The organism is Vibrio sp. (assembly GCF_050299255.1).
Taxonomy (GTDB): Bacteria; Pseudomonadota; Gammaproteobacteria; order Enterobacterales; family Vibrionaceae; genus Vibrio.
On record NZ_JBNKVP010000016.1, the window covers coordinates 1 to 22,824 of the forward strand.

The following is a 22,824-nucleotide window of genomic DNA, read 5'->3' on the forward strand; positions in this document are numbered from 1 at the left end:
ATTGGTTCGAAATGCTGAACCATTATCAAAATATCTATTTTCTAATTTGCTTACCCAAGTTGATGTGGGTAACAACGAAGGCAAAGCCGCATTAGAGGCCCTTGCACTTCCTCTAATCAATAAAGTACCTGATGAGTCTATGCAAAATCAGCTACTTAAGATTTTAGGTCAAACAACTGGAATTTATAAAAAGCCAACTCTGCCGACGGATTCGAAAACTAGACCTCAGCCGCATAAAGAAATAAAGCGAACACCGATGAGAGATGTCATCGCTTTGCTTCTTCAAAATCCGAGCTATGCTGATATGGTGCCAGACCTTTCTACTACTCAAGGTTTGGACATTCCAGGGCTTAAATTGTTAACGGAAGTGCTTGAAAAATGCAGACATCAACCCCATATAAAAACGGGTCAATTGCTAGAGCATTGGCGAAACACAAAAAACGAGGCACTGTTGTCTCGACTTGCAAGCTGGGATATCCCAGTTGTAGAAGATAATCAAAACGAACTATTTTTTGACTCATTGGACAAAATAATTGCCCAGTGCGTAGAGAAACAAATTGAACAATTGCTAGCTAAATCAAGAAGTATCGGTTTATCAAGCGACGAAAAAAGGGAGCTTCAAGAACTCATGAGAGATTTAAAAGCGTAACCCTGTTTGAATAGTCAGCAAGGATTTAATTTGTTAGTATAGTTGGTTTGCAAATCGCATACTAAATTCCTTCACCAGATACGAAGTTGGATACCGTCTATGGATCAAAATCCGCAGTCACAGCTAAAGCAACTTGTCATTAAAGGCAAGGAACAAGGCTATCTGACCTATGCCGAAGTCAATGACCACCTACCTGCAGAAATCGTCGATTCCGAACAGGTAGAAGACATTATTCAGATGATTAATGACATGGGCATTAAGGTCGTGGAAACCGCACCTGATGCCGATGACTTAGCGTTGAACGATGACAACACCATTACCGACGAAGATGCTGCTGAAGCGGCCGCTGCTGCCCTTTCTAGTGTAGAAAATGAAATCGGCCGCACCACGGATCCCGTTCGCATGTACATGCGTGAAATGGGTACCGTTGAACTGCTGACTCGTGAAGGTGAAATCGATATCGCGAAGCGAATCGAAGATGGTATCAATCAGGTGCAGTCTTCCGTCGCTGAATACCCTGGTACTATCCCTTATATTCTGGAACAGTTTGATAAAGTCCAGGCTGAAGAACTTCGCCTTACCGACCTGATCTCAGGTTTCGTCGACCCTGATGCGGAAGAGACTACCGCACCGACCGCCACTCACATCGGTTCGGAACTGAATGAGAAAGATCTCGCCGACGAAGATGAAGAAGATCTGGAAGATGAAGACGAAGACGGCGATGACGAGGAAGAAACCGAAGAAGATACCGGTATCGACCCTGAACTGGCGCTAGAAAAATTCACTTCGCTGCGTAATACCTTCCAGAACTATCAGCTGGCGCTGAACGAGCATGGCGAACAGAGCCCGAAAGTGGCCACCGCTGCTGGCATGTTACAGGAAGTGTTTAAAGAGTTCCGCCTGACACCGAAACAGTTTGATTACCTGGTTGACGAAATGCGTCACGCCATGGACCGCGTCAGAACTCAGGAACGCCTGATCATGCGCCAAACGGTTGAATACGGCAAAATGCCGAAAAAATCGTTTATCGCCCTATTCACTGGTAATGAATCCAGCGATGCCTGGCTCGATCAGGTACTGGCATCTGACAAGCCATACGCAGAAAAGATCAAACGCAACGAAGACGACATTCGCCGCTCGATCCAGAAACTGCAGATCATTGAAGAAGAGACCAAACTGTCGGTCCAAAGCATCAAAGATATCAGTCGTCGCATGTCGATCGGTGAAGCAAAAGCTCGCCGCGCCAAGAAAGAGATGGTTGAGGCAAACTTGCGTCTGGTTATCTCGATTGCCAAGAAATACACCAACCGTGGTCTGCAATTCCTGGATCTGATCCAGGAAGGTAACATCGGTCTGATGAAAGCGGTGGATAAATTTGAATACCGCCGTGGTTACAAGTTTTCAACTTATGCAACCTGGTGGATTCGTCAGGCGATCACCCGTTCAATCGCTGACCAGGCACGCACGATCCGGATTCCGGTTCACATGATTGAAACCATCAACAAACTGAACCGTATCTCTCGTCAGATGCTGCAGGAGATGGGCCGTGAACCGCTGCCGGAAGAACTGGCAGAACGCATGCAGATGCCGGAAGATAAAATCCGCAAAGTACTGAAAATTGCCAAAGAGCCAATTTCGATGGAAACCCCTATCGGTGACGATGAAGATTCGCATCTGGGTGATTTCATTGAAGATACCACGCTGGAGCTGCCGCTGGACTCAGCAACTGCCACCAGCCTGAAGATGGCGACTAAAGATGTACTGGCCGGCCTGACGCCACGCGAAGCCAAAGTGCTGCGGATGCGTTTTGGTATCGACATGAATACCGACCACACCCTGGAAGAGGTGGGCAAACAGTTTGACGTAACCCGTGAGCGGATTCGTCAGATTGAAGCTAAAGCGCTGCGTAAGCTGCGCCACCCAAGCCGTTCAGAGACGCTACGCAGCTTCCTGGATGAGTAACCATATCAGTGGATGTACAAAAGGTGAGCAACAGCTCACCTTTTTTCTACCCGCTTGATTTAAGTGGATAAAAACTAGTCATCCTGCGGCCGTTAGTGGCTAGACAGCCCCAGCCCCTTCCCCTATAATCGTCACTCACATTGGCCCCTTAGCTCAGTGGTTAGAGCAGTCGACTCATAATCGATTGGTCCGCAGTTCAAGTCTGCGAGGGGCCACCAGATTCCGAAAGGTTAGTAAGCGTAGTGTTTACTAACCTTTTTTTGTACCTGACGTTTTTGGGTGCGGTTATGGGTATCGTTAGGAAGAGGTTAGCTAGCTTGACGAGCAATACACCAATAGCAGGGTGCGCCCGTGTTGGCATCGCAGAGAGGTTTGAGCATAAGGCGAGGGTGATGTGCGGCCGATTCGAATGTAACGTCTGGATCTGGTTGTTCCGAATAACGCAGCAAAGCCGTGTCGCAATTTAACGGCCGCATTGTAGTCGCAAGGAAACGGCCATCAGGAATTACTCAACATTAAATACTTCGTAGTAATCTAACTTACTTTTGGGCGGTTCTTCGAGATTCAAACTGGAAGTCAGTGTTGCAATATGTTGAGACATTAGCGCTTTGGCTTTATCAATATCTTTTTCTTTAATTGCCGTCAAAATGAGTAAATGCTCATTACAGTGACAGCTGATTTTATCCTTTGTGCCATAGGTACTCGTCACCAAAGAAGATATGGCGAGCAAGTTTTTTAGTGTCCGGTACAGATATTTATTGCCGCTATATTCTGCCAGCTTAAGGTGAAACCCCATCGAATGATGAATCTGACCTTCTTTGTCTCCTTGTTTAATCGATTCTTTTTCTAAATCATGCAGGGACTCGAGCTTCTGAATTTGCGAGGATGAAAGCTCCATCAACGAAGGTGTAATCATCTCTTTTTCAAGAATTTTTCTGAGGTTCATAATGTCCACAGCATCTTTGACTGTCGGGGCTGCGACAAAGGCCCCGACATTCGGTTTAATATTCACTAAACCAATTAAAGACAACTCTTTGAGCACTTCCCTAATGACAGGACGCTTAACAGAAAATACGTCCACCAATTTAGTTTCCACCAGACGAGTATCTGGCGGTAACTTGAGTGAAATAATGGCCTTATAACACTCATCGTATACATATTGTTTATCTTTGGCCGCAGACATATCTAACTTCCTTACATTAGGGATTTTTTATTATTGGTAACACGCTGGGAAATATATCCTCAACGGCTTGATTACCGTAACAGCGTTCTGGATAAGTAGTGATGAAATAATCAAACTGAGCTTGCGCTTGTTGGTGTAAATCATCCATCGACTCATTTAAACACTCATTGTTCCATACCCGCTTCACCCCATCGACAATCACCCCTGTTACTTCTCTTCCACTGCCATTAATAATCATGGTAGTGATGGGGTCAAAATTTTGTCCGGTATAAATACTATCAAAATCAAATACCATGATGTCCGCCGCACTCCCTGGGCATAAGCGGCCAAGATCTGGGCGATTGAGCGCTCTGGCTCCGCCTAGCGTCGCCATATTGTAGTAATCCAGTGCCGAAGCTTCTGTGATGTTTCCCTGTGAAACGCGGCTTAAAATGGTACCGATGTGCATATTTTGGATAATGTCGACCGGAAAAGTATCTGTACCCAGAGCAATATTGATACCACGCCGCTGAAAATTGCTCACCCCATTAAAATATTTGGCATGACGTCCGGCCACGAGTGGGCATACCACAGCGTGTGCGCCGGATTCGGCGATTTTCTGTAGGTCAGACTCAATCTTTGCCTCATTAGGCTCTAATCCGCCTAATAACTGCAGATGCGGTAACAACAGGCGAGGCGACAATAATCCAGCCTGGTGCATATATTCTATCGAAGTGATACCGTCATGCAATTGGTCAATTTGCTGGACTTCAAACTCTCCCTGGCAACTGTGTAAGCGCACGGGGCAATTCAAAGACTCGGCGGCACGAGCGGTATTTTTCAACAAGATCGGGGTACACCCTTCGATTCTATCTGGTGCGAGTATCCCCTGAATACGCGACGAATACTGCTGGCGAACCACATCGACAAAGCGTATCGCGTCATCAAGCCCTTGCTGGCCCTTATGCTCATCAAAATGCATCAGAAAAGATCCGTCATCGTTGACTGACGCATAACCTGACATGTAAGCCGGGCCTAAATAGGCACGGATTCCGACTTGTTCTGCAATCTCAGCAGCAGTGATAAATTCGTCATAGGTTTCAGCCCACTCTCGATAAAGGATCGAGGTAATCGGCACCACAGTGGTAATGCCGTTCATCAGCAACATATTAAACGCATAGCGTTTATTGAAGGCTAACTGTTCTGGGTTATAGGTTTCTTGGCGCTGCCATTTAGTTGAGGGAATCCGGCCTTTTTTCCAACCGGGCTGATGCTCAAACGCCAGCACGGTCGAATCAAGGTCAACAATGGCGTCCAGGTCAATGAACCCCGGACCAATCAACACGTTACCCAAATCCTCGTGTTGATCTACATGGCCGGAGTATTGGTGGCCAACAAATAACACCTTACCGCTATCGTCATAGACCACTTCGCCATTTTCGTAGACACAGTGACCGCCTTCCTGGTAGCCGACCACCCATTTTCCGGATAGTTTAGTGATCATAGTGACACCTCGAGCTGCCCTTGTGATACCACTCTTTGTCCACGTGAATAGACATCACGTTGCGCCGGTTGAGAGACGATGGCATCAATGAAGTTTTCAGCCTGCACAATCATAAAGTTGGCAGGATTGCCCGCTTGGATACCGTATTGCGATAGCCCCATCATTCTCGCTCCGCCTTCGGTAATCGCATAAAGCGCCTGGGTGAATTCACTGTCTTTACGCCAGCGGTATTTCAGCCCGGTAAACATGGCACGCTGTAACATGTCACCGGTACCGTATGGGCTCCAGGTATCCCGGATGCCATCATTTCCGGCACTGATTTGCACACCATGGGAGCGCAGTAATTCAAATGGGATTGGATTTCGGTTTGACGGGACCACGGTAGCAACATGAATCTGATTAGCCCCCAACTGCTCTGCCAGTTGATGTTGGTAAGCCAGCTCCACATCGCCGAGACAAAAGCCATGACTGATGGTCACTTTACCTTGCATCGAGAGCGCTTTGGTTCGCTCGATCAGTAATTCAACCGAAAATGCGCCCAGGTCACCCGGCTCATGCAAATGCAGATCCACGCCAGTGCCGTATTTATCCGCGAGCGAAAAAATCATATCCAGGTGCTTCACGGGATCACGCTCAAAACTTGAAGGATCGATCCCACCGACATAGTCGCAACCAAGCGCCATTGACGCATCCATTAGTGCCAGTGTCCCCGCACGTTGGAGCAGGCCGCTTTGCGGGAAACAGACCGTCTCGATTTTGACTAAACCTTCAAACTTACGCTTGGTTTCCAGTACCCCTTCCACGTGTTTAGTACCAATCTCGTTATCTACATCGATGTGGGTACGAATGGCTCCGGTACCAAACTGTAAGCATTTTTGGGTCATCCGCATCGATTGTGCATGAGAATCCAACTGGTGACTGGCGCGAAACTTACGCTCGTTTTCGACAATTTTACTCAGCTCTCTTGGCACTTCATTTTCAAACCACTCCAAGCCCCATAGGGTTTTATCAATATGGCCGTGACCATCAATCAAATGCGGTAATAGCACTTTTCCTTTGCCATCAATCACGACAGCGTCATTTTCCTGCACATCAATGTGAGCGGATATTTTCGAAAACAGATCATTTTCGATTAATACATCCTGCTCATCTTTACTCGAATCTACTTTGATTCCTTTGATTAATGTTTTTTGCATTTGCATACGTCCTTATCTTCAACTGGTTCCTTATTGTGAAACTTATAACTTTATGAATCCGAACCGTATACTTATTAACCATAAAAATGTTAACAATGTCATATTTTATTGTTAACAATCTTTCAACACTTTGTCGACTATGCCTAAATGAATTGACAACCAGGACGTCAACACAAGGAAGACCATATGAAAAAGTCACTACTGACTCTAGCTTTTCTGTCAACACTCTCTGCCGCGAGCCAAGCCGAGAATAAGCTGATTTGGACTCAGCAAATCGACATCGCCACCTTGGATCCCTACGCTTTCGCTTCAACTTCCGCGCTAGCGTTTCAGAACCATATCTACGAAGGGTTGGTTGAATGGGACGAAAATTACAAAGTCGCCCCGGTACTCGCGACATCGTGGCAACAAATCGACGATGAAACGCTGCACTTTACCTTGCGAGAAGGGGTGACCTTTCACAACGGCAACCCGTTCAATGCTGATGATGTGGTCGCGTCTATTACCCGAGTGACCGACAAAGATTCCGGCATAAGGGGTAACGCATCTTCGATCCTTTCCGCGAAAAAACTATCGGAGTACAAAGTCGAAATTAAGACCTTAAAGTCTTCACCTATCGTGTTAAATGAACTGACCGGTATCTTGATGATGGATGAAGAGTGGTTGGTCGCAAACAACGCCCTTAAACCTTCCAGTATGAGTGCCGGGACGGAAAGTTACGCCACCAATAACACCAATGGCACCGGGCCATTTGTTTTAGAGTCTCGTCGCCGTGATGCGGAAATGGTACTTACTGCCAATCCGTCTTGGTGGAATGCCGACAAATACGCTCACAATATCGATAAAATCATTTTTAAACCGGTGAACTCTGATGCCACTCGCGTTGCGGGGCTGATGTCCGGTGAATTCGATCTCACGACCGATGTACCACTGCAAGATGTGCCCCGGCTGGAGAAAGAAAAGCAGCTGGACGTGAAATCCAAGCCGTCGATGCGGGTCGATTTTATCAGCTTGAATATGGCGGATAAGCTCAACGCCACCAATACGTTTGATGAAAACCCGTTAAAAGACATTCGCGTTCGCCAGGCTCTGATGCACGCGATCAACCGCGATCTTATCGTGAAAAAGATCATGAGAGATAAAACCGAGGTCGCCAACTCTTATGTCTCTCCGCAAATTGCCGGCTATAACCAAGAAAATGACATCACCATCGCTTATGACCCTAAAAAAGCCAAAGCGCTGCTGAAAGAAGCGGGTTACGAAAATGGCTTTAATATTGCCTTTGACTGCGTTCAGGGGGCCTACATCAGCGCCGAGCAGTGGTGCCCGGCCATACAGCGTTTTTGGTCCAAAATCGGGGTAAATTCTGAACTCAACATGCATCCTCGCAGTACCTATTCCACCATCCGTGACCAGGGTAAAACGGATATTGCAGTGCTCGGTTGGGCAAACCTGCCACTGGTAGACGCCTACAGCATCAACCAACAGTTGCTGCACACTAAAGATGGCCGCACCTTTGGTTCATTCAATATCCCCCGCTACTCGAATGAAAATGTGGACCGCTACATTCAATCCTCTTTATCTGAGCTCGATTTAGATAAGCGTATTGCACTGATGTCCAATGCCCTCAATGAAGCTCAGGCGGATTTGCCTTACATTCCGCTGCACTTTGAACCGGTGACCTGGGTGACATCGAAACACCTCAAGATTACCCAATCTTCCGACAATGTTGTTCGTCTATGGCGCTCAAAGTATCAATAAGATAAGAGGTCGATATGTTAGTTTTCCTCATTAGACGAACCATTCAAGCCGCAGCGCTGATGTTATCCGTCGCCCTGCTCGCGTTTACCATGTTCCAGTTTGTCGGTGATCCTATCGAAGGCATGGTGCCGGAAAACGCCACTCAAGAAGACCGTGAGGTACTCAGAGAGTCATTAGGCTTGAACGATAGTGTGATCACACAATATTTTCGTTTTGTAGGAAACATTGCCGAAGGTAACTTCGGCATATCTTACTACAACCAAACGGATGTCTTTACGCTGATCGCCGAACGCCTGCCGGCTACATTAGAACTGGTACTGATAGCGGTGTTGATTTCCTTGCTGGTCGGCATTCCACTGGGCGTTTGGACCTCGTATTCGAAAAATAAAGTGATGACCTCGCTGGTACAGACCTTGTCGCTGGTCGGGGTATCACTACCCAGTTTCGTCGTGGGTATTTTATTGATTGTGGTGTTTTCCGTATGGCTAGGTTGGTTTCCCTCCCACGGCCGGGGAGAGATCGTCGAGCTCGGCATTTGGAGCACCGGCTTGCTGACCATGTCAGGTTGGCAGGCAATATTCTTACCTGCCCTATCCTTATCGCTTTTTATGATCACTATGATCATGCGCCTGCTCAAAAGTGAAATGCAGGAAACCATGCGTTCCGACTTTATCAAGTTCGCCAAAGCGCGGGGAATCAGGCAAAAAAGTATTAAGTATAAACATGTACTTAAAAACTCCATTTTGCCTGTGATTACCGTTATTGGTTTACAGATCGGTGGGTTAATTGCTTTTGCCGTAGTAACGGAAACCATATTCCAATGGCCAGGGATGGGCTTGTTATTTATTCAATCCATTAATCATGTCGATATCCCGGTCATTTCAGCGTACCTGGTATTTATCTCATTGATATTCGTTACCATCAACACCTTGGTTGATTTGGTATATCAAATTGTTGATCCACGGATGAAGCTTAACTAAGGAAAGTTAACATGGATAATATTCAATCTTCTCAGACAATTCTGACTGAGAAAAAATCGAGTATTAAAACGAAGCTAGCAGAGTTTGTAGACAGTGATTTAGTTTATAGCTTTCTACAATCAAAAATTACTATCTTTTCATTCATTTTATTGCTCAGCCTAATTATTGTCGCAATCGGAGCAAGTACTTTTTCGCCATACGATCCTTTCGATCCAAACCAATTTGATTTGCTGGATTCAGAAATTCCCCCCATGTGGGCCGAAATGGGCGAAGCTCGATTTATTTTAGGCACTGACATTCAAGGTCGGGATGTATTATCACTGATTATCCACGGTTTGAATATTTCGTTAATTGTCGGTTTCATTAGCGTACTGGCCTCGGCTACCTTAGGCGTCAGCCTGGGTATTATCAGCGGATTCGTAGGGGGAAAGGTAGATTCCTTTATTATGCGAATGGCCGATGCAATGCTCAGCTTTCCGACCATCATGTTTGCGCTTTTGGTCAGCGGTATCAGCCGGGGGCTATTCCCCAAAGAGATGCACAATGATATTGCCATGTATGTGATCATTTTCTCGATCACCCTCACCGGCTGGATGCAGTATGCACGTACCGTTCGTGGTGCCACCAAACTCGAGAGCAATAAAGAGTACGTACAGGCAGCCAAAGTAATGGGCAGCAGTTCGGCACGCATTATGCTCAAGCATATCTTACCTAACGTGTTGAGCCCGGTTCTTGTTCTGGGCACCTTGCACCTGGCACTGGCGGTACTCACCGAAGCGACGCTCTCTTTCTTAGGTGTCGGTATGCCACCTAACCAGCCATCGCTAGGCACCTTAATCAATGAAGGTAACCAATACCTGTTCTCTGGCCAATGGTGGGTGGTTGCCTTCCCGTCAATTACCTTGGTACTTATTGCACTGTCCGTCAATCTCGTGGGTGATTGGCTACGTGATGCCCTCAACCCTAAGCTGAGATAATCCTATGAAAAGTAAAAATAAAGTCTTGTCAGTCGACAACCTGTTTATTGAGTTTTTACATCGAAAAGGCAATTTGCAAGCTATTCGCGGTGTCAGTTTTGATATGTACCAGGGGGAAATCCTTGGGGTGGTCGGCGAATCAGGGGCCGGTAAGTCGCTCACAGGCTCAGCCATCACCGGCTTGCTTGAAGAGCCAGGGCGGATTAAGTCCGGCGCGATTTACTGCCAGGGAAAGCGAATTGATGATCTACCTGAATCGGAGCGCCGTCTGCTGCGCGGTAAGGAGATTGCCGCTATTTTCCAGGATCCGTTAACCAGTCTCAATCCGGTATTAACCATAGAAGAGCAACTGGTGGAAACCATTCAGACCCACTTGCCACTCTCTTATAGCGAAGCACAGACCAAAGCTATCGAGTTGATGAAAGAGGTCGGTATTCCGGCCCCCGAGGAACGTATTAAACAGTACCCCCATCAGTTTTCTGGCGGTATGCGCCAACGGATCGTGATTGCCCTGGCGCTGTGTGTTGACCCGGCGATCATTATCGCCGATGAACCCACGACGGCCCTGGATGTCTCTGTGCAGTCACAGGTGCTTCAGCTATTGAAACGCTTATGTAAACAACATAACGCGTCGGTGATGCTGGTGACTCACGATATGGGCGTGATTGCGGAAGTATGCGACCGCGTGGCGGTGATGTATGCGGGAGAGTTGATCGAAATAGGTCAGGTTGCCGACATCATCAAGTATCCGCAACACCCTTACACCCGTGGACTGATGGACTCCATTCCCAAAATTGGCCAATCGCGCCATCGCTTGTATCAGATCCCGGGCACCATGCCACGACCCAATGAATTGCCCCAGGGGTGCAAGTTTCACCCCCGCTGTGAAAAACGTTCAGCACAGTGCACCCAACATACGCCACTATTGCGGCAATCAGGACAGTCCAAGGTGGCCTGTTTCAACAACGTGACTGAATTAGAAGAGGTGCAATAACATGACCGCTAAGTTGCTCGATGTAAAAGATTTATCCATTAAATTTGATGTTTCCTCTTCTCTGTTAACACGCCTGCTGAACCGGAAGCCGAAAACATTTGTGCATGCCGTGCGCGGTATCAATTTTTCGGTACAAAAAGGCGAAACATTCAGTCTGGTCGGCGAGTCTGGCTGTGGTAAATCCACGGTGGCGAGGCTTTTGGCCGGACTGTATGAGCCCAGCGGTGGGCACGTGATATTTAAAGATAAAAACATCAATCAAATTAATAAATCTGAACTGAAAGAGTTGCGTAAGAGCTTCCAGATGATCTTTCAGGATCCCTATGCCAGTCTTAACCCGCGCTGGAAAGTCGAAGATATCATCGGTGAACCGATCGATCTGTTTCACCTGGCAGAAACAAAAGCGGACAGACGGCAAATGGTGGTTGATTTGCTGCATCAAGTGGGACTCCATGCCACCGATATCTATAAATATCCACATGAATTTTCCGGAGGGCAACGTCAGCGGTTGTCGATTGCACGCGCACTGGCCAGCAAACCCGAGTTTTTAATATGCGATGAACCCACTTCAGCGTTAGACGTATCGGTTCAGGCGCAAGTGTTAAATATCATGAAGGAACTGCAGGAAAAGTTAGGGCTGACCTATCTGTTCATCAGTCATGACATGTCGGTGGTATCGCACTTTTCTGACCGGGTGGGTGTCATGTACCTGGGTGAGTTGGTCGAAGTCGGCACCGTCGATGAAATTTTTAACAATCCCAAGCATCCGTACACTAAGATGCTGATGGACGCGATCCCGTCGATGGATGAGATACACAAGGAACGAACCCCGGTACAAGGTGAAGTGCCCAGTCCGTTAAATCCGCCTTCCGGTTGTGCGTTTCATCCACGCTGCCCTAACGCGACCGATGATTGTTCAAGTCAAAGCCCGCAACCCAAAATGCTGCAACAGCGCATGATTTCCTGCCACCAGGTTGCGGCTTAATCCCCACTAAAGGGAAGAGTACTCTTCCCTTCTTTCACCGGCGAATATAATGGAACTATTACAATCAAAATATAAAAGATATAACGAGGATCTTTTACCCATTCAAGGAACGAAACGAAGCTGGGGCGCCATTAATTTCTTTACCTTGTGGACGACAAACGTACACAATATTCCGGGTTATTTATTAATTGGCGGCCTGTTTACTTATCAGATTCAAGCCAGCCATTTTATGTGGCTCATTTTTCTCAGTGGTCTTATTCTGTCTGCCGCCATGTCGCTCGGTAGCCACGCAGGCGCTAAATATGGCCTTCCTTTCGTCATCTTACTGCGTGATGCGTATGGGCATAAAGGAGCTTTGCTGCCAAGCTTTATCCGCAGTGGTTTGGTGGCCATCATGTGGCTTGCCCTGCAAACTTATGTCGGTTCTGCGGCGTTGCTGGTTATCGTCGCCAAACTCTCACCGGAAATTTTTGCAACCTGGAAACCGGTCAGGGTAATTGGATTGCCCATGCTGGATGTGCTCGCCTACCTGGCCTGTATGTTAATCAATGTCTACCTCAGCTTAGGTGGCAGCCAAAAGCTAAAATTAGTCATACCTTACATTAACATCGCTATTTTCATGCTCTTTACCGGTATGACGTTGTGGGTGATCCATTCCGTAGGGCTTCCTCACCTGTTCAGTACTTATGCCGTCAGCAATGAGGTCAATTATTTTCATTATCTCATTGTCATCAATGCCATTCTTGCCGTCTGGGCAGCGCCTTTAGTCAGCTCATCAGACTTTTCCCGCTTTGCCGTTTCAAACCGGGCGCAGATGCTGGGACAGTCTATCGGTATCACCATGTCCTATGCTCTGATGGCCATTACTGGTATCAGCATATTGTCTGGTTACAGTGCCTTATTTAGCCAGAATTTCTGGAGTGTCCTCGATATCATCCATCAATTCGACAGTGTCTTGGTTCTGGTGTTATCCACCGCGGTGCTGGTGTTAGCTACCGTTACCACCAACGTGACGAGCAATATCTATCCCGCCGCGCAATTATTGATGAAAACCCTGCCGAAGCTCTCTTACCGTAATGCTGTGTGGGTGATAGCCGGCTTGTCGACGCTGTTGATGCCGTGGGAGCTGATGCAGCATCAAAACAGTATTATTGCTTTTCTGACCTTAATTGGTTCCATGCTAGGTCCGGTATATGGCGTCATTACTTGCCACTATTTTAGTGTTTCGAAACGAATCATTGATGTGGATGCCCTTTACCTGCACTGCAAATATCCCAGAGCGATCAATCACTATGCATTACTGGCGACAGCGATTGGCTTTTTGGTTTCAATATCAGGTATGTTCATTGCCCCACTGAGCTTTCTCACCGATATTTCCTGGTTGTCAGGCACCATCAGCGCGGCTTGTATTTATAAGATTCTTCTCAGCCGACGACGAGGTTTATAATATGAAAGCGATGGCCGGCATAGCACACTTTGCTGTAGCCAAGCTGTCCCGGTCATTTGGCAGTCAACAACGTTTAAACCGGAAGTGATATTGCGCCTAGAGCGATAACAGATGTTGAAATTTCGTTGTTAACGAAATTTAGCGTGCGAAAATAGTTTAACGTATTTGAAAAGAAGTTAATTAAAAATACGGCATATCTTAAATAAACAGATATGCCGCATAAGAATGGCCAACAAATATGTTGATTAAAAGGGGAAGAACTTTGGCAACATTTAAAATAGGTTATTTAGATTCCGGCCGCAGCGCATACTTACCAGGACCAAGTAACAAGATCGCAACTGAAGCGAACAAGTAAGTTGCAATGCCCTCGACCGACCAGGCTCCATATTTATCTAATGTGAAAAAATCCTCCAGGTGAAGCAGTCCAATTACAACCAGGCAAGTACCGATCATGGTAACTGCAGCAAGCCGGGTGTAGATACCGAGCGCGATAAGAATAGGGGCAACCACCTCGCCCAGGTATACTGCATAAGCAAATGATGCAGGTAAACCGAGGTCGACAAATAACCCTTGAATAAAATCGGTACCGGCATATATTTTGTGTATGCCATGCAGTAAAAACATCAAACTAAAACCCAGCCTTAGGATTAATTTTCCGATATCCGGGTAATTGAGACTCGATTCAAACTTATCTAGTAGTACATTCATAATTATTCCTTTAAGTTATCCTACCAGCAAGCATATAGTTACATATTAATACTGTATATATTGATAACTTAACTATCTCCATCGAAATAACTGAACGTTTTTGTTGATATAAATCAATAAAAAATTCAATTTTATAAATCCGAAATAACAGAACCTTAAAAGGGAATAATTATTTTTTATCACATTAATTTGTGACATTAACCGTAACTGGAGTCAGTGGGGTTTCAAGAAAACAAGCAATCACGTGATAAAGCTCTGCTTCACTGACTGTGGTTTTATCATCCATCTCAATGGCTAACCTACAAGCTTCAAGAATGCTTTTTCTGCTGGCCATTTTCAGTTGAGTCAATGATTCAAGTGCTTTTTTGGTCACCTGCCAATTGGCGGGTTTGTTTTCCAGTGTTTTACCTTTCCACCCCAAATGTCCCATAGCAACGGCAAACGCCTGATCGGCTTCATCTGCAGTAGCATGGCTGACCCAAGCCAACTGGGATAATAGCCATATTACGCTGAACTCTACCTGTCGCAATGATTTGTGTTGGTAAGTTTTTACTTGATTTTGCCCAGCAAGCTTTTCAACCAAATTAATCACGCACCACTCTTGCAAAGAGTAGTGATTGTCCATTTCTGCCTGTTGGGTTAGCACGTTAATTAGCTCTGCTAGCTGAGCCTCACTCAGGGCTTTCAGAGCGGGCACTGATAGCTCAAGCAATGGTAGCCGAAGTGCCGCCGATAACGGCTTTTTAAGCCAAGGCAGATAACTTGATTTCATCTCTTCAGGTAGCAAAGCCCGGATAAATTGTTGCTGCGTCTCACTGCCATCAAATATCAATATCAGCGGAATAAAGCGGGCACTATAAGGATCTCTGGCAATATCACGTAACGGAACAGGGATATTGCCAATAATGTTATCTCCATCCACTTGCACCGAACCCGGTTCCGCTTCCATTGAACCAGAGAAGCCGAATACCGCGTCACTATCCAGATTCGATGTTGATCTCTTTGTTTCTTGATGAAAATTGCCGTTAAAGCCAGGTTCAATACGACGGATACGTTCTTCTATTGGCGGGTGGGAAGCAAACCAGGCACTTGGCTTAATTTGGCCAAACATCATATGGCTAAACTCTTGAGATGCCTTAGATTTCAATACTGAATGTGAAGAGTGAGTAGCAATTTTTTTCAACGCACTGGCAATACCGTTGTTATTGCGGGTAAATTGCACCGCGCTGGCATCAGCAAGATATTCCTTTTGACGAGAAATGGCCGCTTTGATCAGGTTGCCAAAAAAGCGCCCTACTGAGCCCAAAATAATAAAAGCCAAACCGATGGCGACAACCGCAACAGTATCCTTGCTCGAACCAGTTGAACTACGGGAAATACGCCGACTGGAATAACTGCCATGATCCATCATCAGGTAACCTAAATGTGCAATACAGGTGATACCGAATAAGATGCCGGCCATTCTGGTATTCAAACGCATATCGCCATTTAAGATATGGCTAAATTCGTGTGCAATCACTCCTTGCAGCTCTTCACGGTTAAATGAATCCAGCGCTCCCTGTGTTACACCAATCACAGCATCATCAATACTCATACCAGCAGCAAAAGCATTTATGCCATCCTCATCATGCAATACATACACACTGGGTACCGGCATTCCTGCGGCTATCGCCATCTCTTCAACAACATTAAGTAACTGCCTTAAAGAAGGATCAACGATGTTGCTCGCAACTAATTTACCGCCGAGTTTTTCCGCAATGTTTTTGCCGCCACGTTGTTCAAGATCGTGTAGACGCAGCATCACAACCAGTGTCACGACTATACAAACACCACCAAAACTCAGTACACCAAACTCAACCACTTCCTTAGTAGTAAGCTGCTGATTTTCAGTACCAAACTGAATGCCTACCACCACAACTACACTCACCAGTGCCGCGATAGTAAGGACAGCGAGACCGAATAAGAAAACAAGTAATCCGGTTCGCTTACGGGCATCATCTTGATGTTGAAAAAAATCCATTAGAAGCTGACCTTAGGTGCAGCTTGTATTTCTTCACTATCTTCAAACTCCAGTAATTTTCCGTCTTGGAACTGGAACATATTGGCGAACAGGACCGGTGGGAATGACTGCTTATAAGTGTTGTAACTAGTAACAGCATCATTAAATGCCTGACGGGCAAACGAGACTTTATTTTCCGTACTGGTGAGTTCTTCCTGCAGCTGTGCCATCGTTTCATTGGCTTTCAGTTCAGGGTAGGCTTCAACAACGACATTTAGTTTGCCTAACGCACTAGATAGCATAGCTTCTGCTTGACTGAGTTGCGCTATTGCTGCCTGACTATCCGGCGCCGCACTAGCCGCTTTAAGACCAGATAGCGCACCATTCCTTGCTTGAATTACGCGCTCGAAGGTTTCCTTCTCATGTTTCATGTAACCTTTTGCTGATTCAAGCAGATTCGGGATCAAGTCATAGCGGCGCTTTAACTGGACTTCTATTTGAGCGAAACCGTTTTTGAAACGATTTCGTAGTGTGACAAGCTTGTTGTATATGCTGATGCAATAAATGATCACGGCAGCAAAAATAAGCAAAACTAGCATGGACGTAGTCATAAGATACCCACCTATTTTCAGGTTGTTTGAATCGTTTTATTCAATTTAATTTATACAGCCAAAATCACAATATTATTAAGCCATCTCTAAATTAACAAAATATTATATAGCTATGTTAACTTGCTAAATAAGAACACACACTTTCACTGATAGTTCAAAGCCTTCGTTAATTTTACTAACCAACACTATTATTATAAAAATCGATTATATTCGTATTCTGAAGAAAAAATGTGCGTTAGTTTCAAGCTAATCTTTAAATGAATCTATATCAATATTTTTTTTCTTATAAGAATTATGTGTACCCAGACAACCGACATGAAACATAAGTGATCGCTAATTATCATGGTGGGCCAGTTAGTTGAAAATCAGTTCCAGTCAAGATTTGATTCTAGCCACCAGAACGTTTAACTATCTGCCACTTAATGCTACTCACCGATTAGCCAAAGAGCGAAGGGATATCTCCAACTGGCTTGCTGATCTGGATATTGCGGTTGGAGAAACTTCAAATTGTGCTTCTCTACGGTCTAAAAATTAGAAATTATTATATAATCTCAAGACCATAATTTTTTGTTATCAAGCGACTATGCTCAATCCTGTCTGGCTCAACACCTTTAAAACCCTGGTCGACATCGGCCATTTCACCAAAACCGCTGAAAAGTTGTTCATGACCCAGCCGGGGGTCAGCCAGCATATCCGCAAGCTGGAGCAGTCGTGCGGACATAGCCTGCTGAAAAGAGAGAATAAAAGCTTTGAACTGACTGAAGCGGGCCGCTTACTGTATCAATACACCATTGAACAGCAACAAAACGAAGCCGCGCTGTTAGACAGCTTCAGTTTTGATGACCCACACCGCGGCGAATATCGTATTGCCTGCTCCGGTTCTATCGCCTTACCACTCTACCCTCATCTATTGTCGCTGCAATCACAGCACCCAAAACTGGTTATTCGCCTTGAAGCGGCGCCCAATTACAAAATCCTCAACGATATCCAGGAAGGTAATGTGGATGTGGGTATCGTCACTCATGTGCCCAATCCCAGTCTGTTTGATACCAGCGTCATCGGCCAGGAGCCGCTGTGCCTTTTCATTCCCCGTGATACCGTGCATCAGTCCACTCCGCTGGAAACACTCTGTCAGCTAGGCCTTATTCACCACCCCGATGCCGAGCACTACCTGTCACTCTATCTTTCTCAGTCATCAGATCCCGGCCTGGCTTCGCTACAGCTTAAGGATATTCCTGTCAGCGGCTATGTGAATCAGATCAACCAGATTTTAATCCCGGTAGCACAAGGGTTAGGATTTACTGTACTGCCCCACTCCGCCATCAGCAGCTTTAGTGACGCCGATAAAATCACCCTGTTTCCTTCAGACGCCGACGTTTACGAAACTCTGTACCTGGTGAAAAAACGCAACCGCTCGCTACCGGCCCGGTTTGACTTCGTCAATCAGTATCTGGGTGAATTCTTATTCCCGTGCGACTAAAGACCTGGCTGTAATGTTACAGCCAGCGTCATAGAAAGATCATCGAAATGCAGCCTGCCTGAAACTTGCGCCACCTAGCATGCCAGACATAGCAACAACAGAGAGCTAGGTGCAATGGAGATACGCAGCCCGTTTCGTTTACCAAGGAAAACCCCGTTCGGCGTTGGGGAACAACTGGCCGAGTGGGCCACAGGTTTAAACCAACTGGATAAGTTCTACGCCCAGCGTCCGGCCAGATGCGACACTCAGCAGTTCCTGCGCTATACCCTGGATGTGCTTGGCATTGATTACCAGATTATCCACGGCCAGCTCAACGATATTCCCATTCAGGGCGCAACCGTGGTGGTCGCCAACCACCCACTCGGCGGCGTTGAAGGCGTGATTCTGGCTGAGCTACTGCTGATGATCCGCAGTGACGTACAAATTCTGGCCAATCAGTATCTGAAAACCGTGCCCGAGCTGGATGAGCTGTTTATCGGCGTGGATGTATTTGAGGGTAAAGGCGCGCACGCGGCGAACCTGAAAGCGATGCGCAGTGCCAGTCGCCATCTTGAAAACGGTGGTCTGCTGCTGATGTTCCCCGCCGGAGAAGTGTCGCAACTGGTCGGCAGAAACGAGCAACAACTGGCAGACAAAGAGTGGAGTCGCTCGGTCAGCCGTCTGATCCGCCAGCACAGAGCAACATCAGTACCGGTTTACATACAGGGACAGAACTCAAAACGTTTTTATCTGGCCGGTAAAATTCATCCTTTGCTGCGCACCCTGATGCTGGGCCGGGAACTGCTCAACAAGCAGCAAAAGCCAATCAAACTGGCGATAGGTGAAACTATCAAATATAAAGAAGTCAAAGAGTTAACTGATCATCAAATGGTCAATTATCTGAGACTGAATACCTACCTGCTGAATAACTCGGCGGACAACCACAGCCTGCCCAACAGCTCGCTCGATAACGCCGAACCGATTGCTGATCCCAGGCCGTTAGCTGTGATTCAACAGGAACTGGCCAGCCTGCCCAGCAATCATCACCTGCTGACCCACCAGCAATTTGAAGTGTACTGCAGTGATGCCGCGCATATCCCTAACCTGTTGCATGAAATTGGCCGGTTACGGGAGATTAATTTCCGCCAGGTGGGGGAAGGAACCGGCAACGCCTGCGATCTGGACTCATTTGATCAGCACTACCTGCACCTGTTTGTCTGGGATAGTGAACAGCAGTGTCTGGTCGGTGCGTACCGGCTTGGACTGGTCGACGAAATCCTCTACCAGCAAGGCATAGAGGGCTTCTACTCGCGTACCCTGTTTCACTACCAGCAACCGTTTCTGGATCAACTGGAGCACAGCATTGAGCTTGGTCGTTCAGTGATTGCCGCGCAATATCAGAAAAGTATGAGCGCCTTACTGCTGCTGTGGAAAGGGATCGCCACTTTTATCAGTCGCCACCCGCACTACACTCACCTGTTCGGGCCAGTCAGTATCAGCAACGAATACAGCCAGCAAACCCGCCAGCTGATCGCCGAAACCATGACACTTCACCATTACGATGCCCAGAAAGCCAGCCTGGTCTCGGCCTCGAACCCGCTGCCAACGCAATCGCGCCACTGGACCAGCAATATGCTCAGTGCATTGAGTGATTTGCAGTTATTGTCAAGGGTGATCGCTCGTGTTGAACCGGGCCGAAGCGTACCGGTCCTGCTGCGTCAGTATCTGTCGCTGAATGGAAAAATTGTCAGCTTTAATCTGGATCCGGCATTTAACAATGCCCTGGACGGGTTGATTCTGGTTGATTTGCGCAATGTACCGGTAAAAACCTTAGCCCGCTACATGGGAAGCCAGGCGGCACAATGCTATCTAACTTACCATCAAGAGCGTAACGGAGCTTAACCGTTTACCGTTACTTTGTATTGGCGGCTCGCAACGAGCTGCCATTACATGGCCCTGCCGAATACGTAGCTTTCTTTCATTGACGAGCAAAATGAGAGACCAGTCACACCTAACCATCCCACCACCAAAAAGCAAAATGTGACATAGATTTATTTTTATATTTTATCCATTCACTTTTTGAACAGCATAGTGATGTTGATCACATAAAACTTTAGACTCAAAGTTACCATTTTTTGACATTTATCACTAAAATAAATATTGACAAATCAAACAACAGCAAACTGTCATTAAATTACATGCTATTTTGGTGAGTTAGGTCACCAAAATAGTTCAGAAAATCGTCAGTTCCGCACCTCAGATCACAAAAAACCCGTCATCAGTCCCAAGCTGATTTTGTGTGATAAATTGACTGGGTACTAAACCATCGGACGGTTTTTGGCGAACCGTTACCACTCAAAACAACTATTAATCGGACATCAAACGGGGAATCCTTATGATATCACCAGATGCTAAGATCAAGATACAGAATTTTGGTCGCTTCTTATCCAATATGGTCATGCCCAACATAGGCGCGTTTATCGCCTGGGGTTTCATTACTGCTCTGTTCATACCAACCGGCTGGCTGCCAAACGAAACATTGGCCGCTATGGTTGGCCCAATGATCAAATATCTGCTGCCACTGCTGATTGGCTACACCGGCGGTAAACTGGTCGCAGGTGAACGTGGTGCCGTGGTTGGTGCCGTGACGACCATGGGTGTGATTGTCGGTACCGACATTCCAATGTTTATGGGTGCGATGATCGCCGGTCCAATGGGCGGTCTGGCCATCAAAACTTTCGACAGAAAAATCGAAGGCAAAGTGAAAAGCGGCTTTGAGATGCTGGTGAACAACTTCTCCGCCGGCATCATAGGGATGATCTGCGCCATCATCGCGTTCTTCCTGATCGGCCCGTTTGTCAAAGTACTGTCGACCGGTTTGGCTGCGGGTGTGCACTTCCTGGTTGAAGCTCACCTGCTACCTCTGACCTCCATTTTTGTTGAACCGGCAAAAATCCTGTTCCTGAACAATGCGATTAACCACGGTATTTTCTCACCACTGGGTATCCAACAGTCCACTGAGATGGGCAAATCGATCTTCTTCCTGATCGAAGCGAACCCTGGTCCGGGTATGGGTATTCTGCTGGCTTACATGGTCTTTGGTCGTGGTACTGCTAAGCAGTCTGCAGCCGGTGCCTCAATCATCCACTTCTTTGGTGGTATCCACGAGATTTACTTCCCGTACATCCTGATGAATCCACGCCTGATCCTGGCGGCGATCGCCGGCGGTATGACCGGTGTCTTCACCCTGACCATGTTCGATGCCGGTCTGGTTTCTCCAGCTTCTCCAGGTTCCATCTTCGCAGTACTGCTGATGTCGCCTAAAGCGTCCATGTTCGGTGTTATCTGCGCTATCCTGGCCGCCGGTGCCGTCTCTTTCACCGTCGCCGCCCTGCTGCTGAAAACCCAGCGAGTCACTGAAGAAGATGACGATGGTGCGGCGCTGGACAAAGCGACTGAACAGATGCAGGACATGAAAGCCAGCTCAAAAAGCGCCGCCTCTTCCGCAACAACGGGTCCGCTGAATATGGCTCAAGTCACCAGTATTATCGTTGCCTGTGATGCCGGTATGGGCTCCAGCGCGATGGGTGCCAGCCTGCTGCGCAAAAAAGTTCAGGAAGCGGGATTGAATATTTCTGTCACCAACCTGGCGATCAACAGCCTGCCTGGTGATGTCGATATCGTCATTACCCATAAAGACCTGACTGCCCGCGCCAGGAACCATGCTCCGGAAGCGCACCATATTTCGCTCAATAACTTCCTGGATGGCGAAATCTACAATCAGCTGGTGACCAAACTGCTGGCGGCCAAAAACCAAAAAGCGGCCAATGATGGTCAGCTTACTAGGATGACGGTTGTCGCCGCCAATGACGACAGCTTTGACGAACAACCGGCGCCGGTGTTCCAGATCAAGGCGGACAATATCCACCTCGGCCTGCAGGCTGGCAGCAAAGAAGAAGCGATTCGCTTTGCCGGCAACAAACTGGTCGAGATGGGTTACGCCGAACCTGAGTACGTCGATGCCATGTTCGAGCGGGAGAAAATGGTCTCGACTTATCTGGGAGAATCCATCGCCGTACCTCACGGCACCGTGGAAGCCAAAGATAAAGTGATCAAAACCGGCATCGTTATCTGCCAATACCCAAGCGGTGTGCAATTTAGCGAAGATGACGACGATGTTGCTAAGCTCGTAATCGGCATCGCGGCAAAAAATGATGAACACATACAGGTCATTACTACCATCACTAACGCTCTGGACGATCCAGAAGCGATTGAAACGCTGACCAGCACCAAAGAGGTTCAGGATGTCCTGACCATACTGGCAGGTAATAAAGCAGCGTAACAAATTTGCTCCTGGGCAAATCGAGGTCTGACTGGCCCCCCCTGTATTCAGCAGACCTCACTTTTGATTGTGTTTGTTGTTCATCATT

General features: G+C 46.9%; 16 protein-coding genes, 1 tRNA gene and 1 pseudogene. 12 read left to right on the forward strand and 6 right to left on the reverse strand.

Translation table 11 applies throughout. From position 1 onward, the window contains the following. From dnaG to ACQY6F_RS06815, 3 genes and pseudogenes are all read left to right on the forward strand, one after another. Positions 1 to 649 (forward strand): annotated as a pseudogene (gene dnaG / locus ACQY6F_RS06805) (DNA primase); the annotation flags it as partial. A 99-nt stretch (positions 650 to 748) separates the two neighbouring features. Continuing rightward, positions 749 to 2,611 (forward strand): RNA polymerase sigma factor RpoD, encoded by a 1,863-nt coding sequence (gene rpoD / locus ACQY6F_RS06810; protein WP_428773172.1) that lies wholly within the window; start codon positions 749 to 751, stop codon positions 2,609 to 2,611. A gap of 142 nt (positions 2,612 to 2,753) precedes the next feature. After that, positions 2,754 to 2,829, forward strand: a tRNA-Ile gene (locus ACQY6F_RS06815). A gap of 287 nt (positions 2,830 to 3,116) precedes the next feature. Here the strand turns inward: ACQY6F_RS06815 and ACQY6F_RS06820 are convergent. From ACQY6F_RS06820 to ACQY6F_RS06830, 3 genes are read right to left on the reverse strand one after another with little or no spacing between them, the layout of a single operon-like run. After that, a complete protein-coding gene (locus tag ACQY6F_RS06820; RefSeq protein ID WP_428773174.1) occupies positions 3,117 to 3,794 on the reverse strand; it encodes a GntR family transcriptional regulator in 678 nt (225 codons plus the stop codon). A 16-nt stretch (positions 3,795 to 3,810) separates the two neighbouring features. Beyond that, positions 3,811 to 5,277, reverse strand: a complete 1,467-nt coding sequence (locus tag ACQY6F_RS06825) for a chlorohydrolase family protein (RefSeq protein ID WP_428773175.1) — start codon at positions 5,275 to 5,277, stop codon at positions 3,811 to 3,813. Then, positions 5,274 to 6,473 (reverse strand): amidohydrolase, encoded by a 1,200-nt coding sequence (locus tag ACQY6F_RS06830; RefSeq protein WP_428773176.1) that lies wholly within the window; start codon positions 6,471 to 6,473, stop codon positions 5,274 to 5,276. Before ACQY6F_RS06830 ends, ACQY6F_RS06825 begins: the two co-directional genes overlap by 4 nt. Positions 6,474 to 6,659: 186 nt before the next feature. Here ACQY6F_RS06830 and ACQY6F_RS06835 point away from each other — a divergent pair, with 186 nt between their 5' ends. Genes ACQY6F_RS06835 through ACQY6F_RS06860 form a run of 6 tightly spaced genes read left to right on the forward strand, consistent with a single transcriptional unit; the run spans position 6,660 to position 13,617 of the window. Next, positions 6,660 to 8,234 (forward strand): ABC transporter substrate-binding protein, encoded by a 1,575-nt coding sequence (locus tag ACQY6F_RS06835; RefSeq protein ID WP_428773178.1) that lies wholly within the window; start codon positions 6,660 to 6,662, stop codon positions 8,232 to 8,234. A 14-nt stretch (positions 8,235 to 8,248) separates the two neighbouring features. After that, entirely contained in the window at positions 8,249 to 9,214 is a 966-nt protein-coding gene (locus ACQY6F_RS06840; RefSeq protein WP_428773179.1) for an ABC transporter permease, read from the forward strand. Positions 9,215 to 9,225: 11 nt separating this feature from the next. Further along, the gene (locus tag ACQY6F_RS06845; protein ID WP_428773180.1) at positions 9,226 to 10,191 is read left to right on the forward strand and encodes an ABC transporter permease; all 966 of its coding nucleotides are present in this window, start codon (positions 9,226 to 9,228) and stop codon (positions 10,189 to 10,191) included. A 4-nt stretch (positions 10,192 to 10,195) separates the two neighbouring features. Next, the gene (locus ACQY6F_RS06850; protein WP_428773181.1) at positions 10,196 to 11,185 is read left to right on the forward strand and encodes an ABC transporter ATP-binding protein; all 990 of its coding nucleotides are present in this window, start codon (positions 10,196 to 10,198) and stop codon (positions 11,183 to 11,185) included. 1 nt (position 11,186) lies between these two features. Next, positions 11,187 to 12,170: an ABC transporter ATP-binding protein gene (locus ACQY6F_RS06855; RefSeq protein WP_428773183.1), complete on the forward strand. Its 984-nt coding sequence runs from the start codon at positions 11,187 to 11,189 to the stop codon at positions 12,168 to 12,170. 49 nt (positions 12,171 to 12,219) lie between these two features. Further along, positions 12,220 to 13,617, forward strand: a complete 1,398-nt coding sequence (locus tag ACQY6F_RS06860; RefSeq protein WP_428773185.1) for a cytosine permease — start codon at positions 12,220 to 12,222, stop codon at positions 13,615 to 13,617. A gap of 282 nt (positions 13,618 to 13,899) precedes the next feature. Here ACQY6F_RS06860 and ACQY6F_RS06865 read toward each other — a convergent pair whose 3' ends face one another. The 3 genes from ACQY6F_RS06865 to ACQY6F_RS06875 all read right to left on the reverse strand — a co-directional run bounded on the left by ACQY6F_RS06865 (position 13,900) and on the right by ACQY6F_RS06875 (position 16,935). Further along, the gene (locus ACQY6F_RS06865; protein ID WP_428773186.1) at positions 13,900 to 14,325 is read right to left on the reverse strand and encodes a DoxX family protein; all 426 of its coding nucleotides are present in this window, start codon (positions 14,323 to 14,325) and stop codon (positions 13,900 to 13,902) included. Positions 14,326 to 14,509: 184 nt separating this feature from the next. Next, positions 14,510 to 16,345, reverse strand: a complete 1,836-nt coding sequence (locus tag ACQY6F_RS06870; protein ID WP_428773188.1) for a M48 family metallopeptidase — start codon at positions 16,343 to 16,345, stop codon at positions 14,510 to 14,512. Then, on the reverse strand, positions 16,345 to 16,935 hold the full coding sequence (locus ACQY6F_RS06875) for a LemA family protein (RefSeq protein ID WP_428773190.1): 591 nt from the start codon (positions 16,933 to 16,935) through the stop codon (positions 16,345 to 16,347). Before ACQY6F_RS06875 ends, ACQY6F_RS06870 begins: the two co-directional genes overlap by 1 nt. Before the next feature lie 583 nt (positions 16,936 to 17,518). Between ACQY6F_RS06875 and ACQY6F_RS06880 the strand changes: the two genes are divergently transcribed. The 3 genes from ACQY6F_RS06880 (at position 17,519) to ACQY6F_RS06890 (ending at position 22,736) form a co-directional block, all read left to right on the forward strand. After that, a complete protein-coding gene (locus tag ACQY6F_RS06880; protein ID WP_428773191.1) occupies positions 17,519 to 18,415 on the forward strand; it encodes a LysR family transcriptional regulator in 897 nt (298 codons plus the stop codon). A gap of 114 nt (positions 18,416 to 18,529) precedes the next feature. Then, a complete protein-coding gene (locus ACQY6F_RS06885; protein WP_428773193.1) occupies positions 18,530 to 20,296 on the forward strand; it encodes a lysophospholipid acyltransferase family protein in 1,767 nt (588 codons plus the stop codon). Between the two features lie 493 nt (positions 20,297 to 20,789). Next, positions 20,790 to 22,736, forward strand: coding sequence for a PTS mannitol transporter subunit IICBA (locus tag ACQY6F_RS06890; protein WP_428773195.1), 1,947 nt, complete (start codon positions 20,790 to 20,792; stop codon positions 22,734 to 22,736). Positions 22,737 to 22,824 lie beyond the last annotated feature (88 nt).

Excerpts from the sequence above, each read along its gene's own strand:
- rpoD (WP_428773172.1), top strand. The coding sequence starts at position 749 with ATGGATCAAAATCCGCAGTCACAGCTAAAGCAACTTGTCATTAAAGGC.
- ACQY6F_RS06820 (WP_428773174.1), bottom strand. The coding sequence starts at position 3,794 with ATGTCTGCGGCCAAAGATAAACAATATGTATACGATGAGTGTTATAAG.
- ACQY6F_RS06825 (WP_428773175.1), bottom strand. The coding sequence starts at position 5,277 with ATGATCACTAAACTATCCGGAAAATGGGTGGTCGGCTACCAGGAAGGC.
- ACQY6F_RS06830 (WP_428773176.1), bottom strand. The coding sequence starts at position 6,473 with ATGCAAAAAACATTAATCAAAGGAATCAAAGTAGATTCGAGTAAAGAT.
- ACQY6F_RS06835 (WP_428773178.1), top strand. The coding sequence starts at position 6,660 with ATGAAAAAGTCACTACTGACTCTAGCTTTTCTGTCAACACTCTCTGCC.
- ACQY6F_RS06840 (WP_428773179.1), top strand. The coding sequence starts at position 8,249 with ATGTTAGTTTTCCTCATTAGACGAACCATTCAAGCCGCAGCGCTGATG.
- ACQY6F_RS06845 (WP_428773180.1), top strand. The coding sequence starts at position 9,226 with ATGGATAATATTCAATCTTCTCAGACAATTCTGACTGAGAAAAAATCG.
- ACQY6F_RS06850 (WP_428773181.1), top strand. The coding sequence starts at position 10,196 with ATGAAAAGTAAAAATAAAGTCTTGTCAGTCGACAACCTGTTTATTGAG.
- ACQY6F_RS06855 (WP_428773183.1), top strand. The coding sequence starts at position 11,187 with ATGACCGCTAAGTTGCTCGATGTAAAAGATTTATCCATTAAATTTGAT.
- ACQY6F_RS06860 (WP_428773185.1), top strand. The coding sequence starts at position 12,220 with ATGGAACTATTACAATCAAAATATAAAAGATATAACGAGGATCTTTTA.
- ACQY6F_RS06865 (WP_428773186.1), bottom strand. The coding sequence starts at position 14,325 with ATGAATGTACTACTAGATAAGTTTGAATCGAGTCTCAATTACCCGGAT.
- ACQY6F_RS06870 (WP_428773188.1), bottom strand. The coding sequence starts at position 16,345 with ATGGATTTTTTTCAACATCAAGATGATGCCCGTAAGCGAACCGGATTA.
- ACQY6F_RS06875 (WP_428773190.1), bottom strand. The coding sequence starts at position 16,935 with ATGACTACGTCCATGCTAGTTTTGCTTATTTTTGCTGCCGTGATCATT.
- ACQY6F_RS06880 (WP_428773191.1), top strand. The coding sequence starts at position 17,519 with ATGCTCAATCCTGTCTGGCTCAACACCTTTAAAACCCTGGTCGACATC.
- ACQY6F_RS06885 (WP_428773193.1), top strand. The coding sequence starts at position 18,530 with ATGGAGATACGCAGCCCGTTTCGTTTACCAAGGAAAACCCCGTTCGGC.
- ACQY6F_RS06890 (WP_428773195.1), top strand. The coding sequence starts at position 20,790 with ATGATATCACCAGATGCTAAGATCAAGATACAGAATTTTGGTCGCTTC.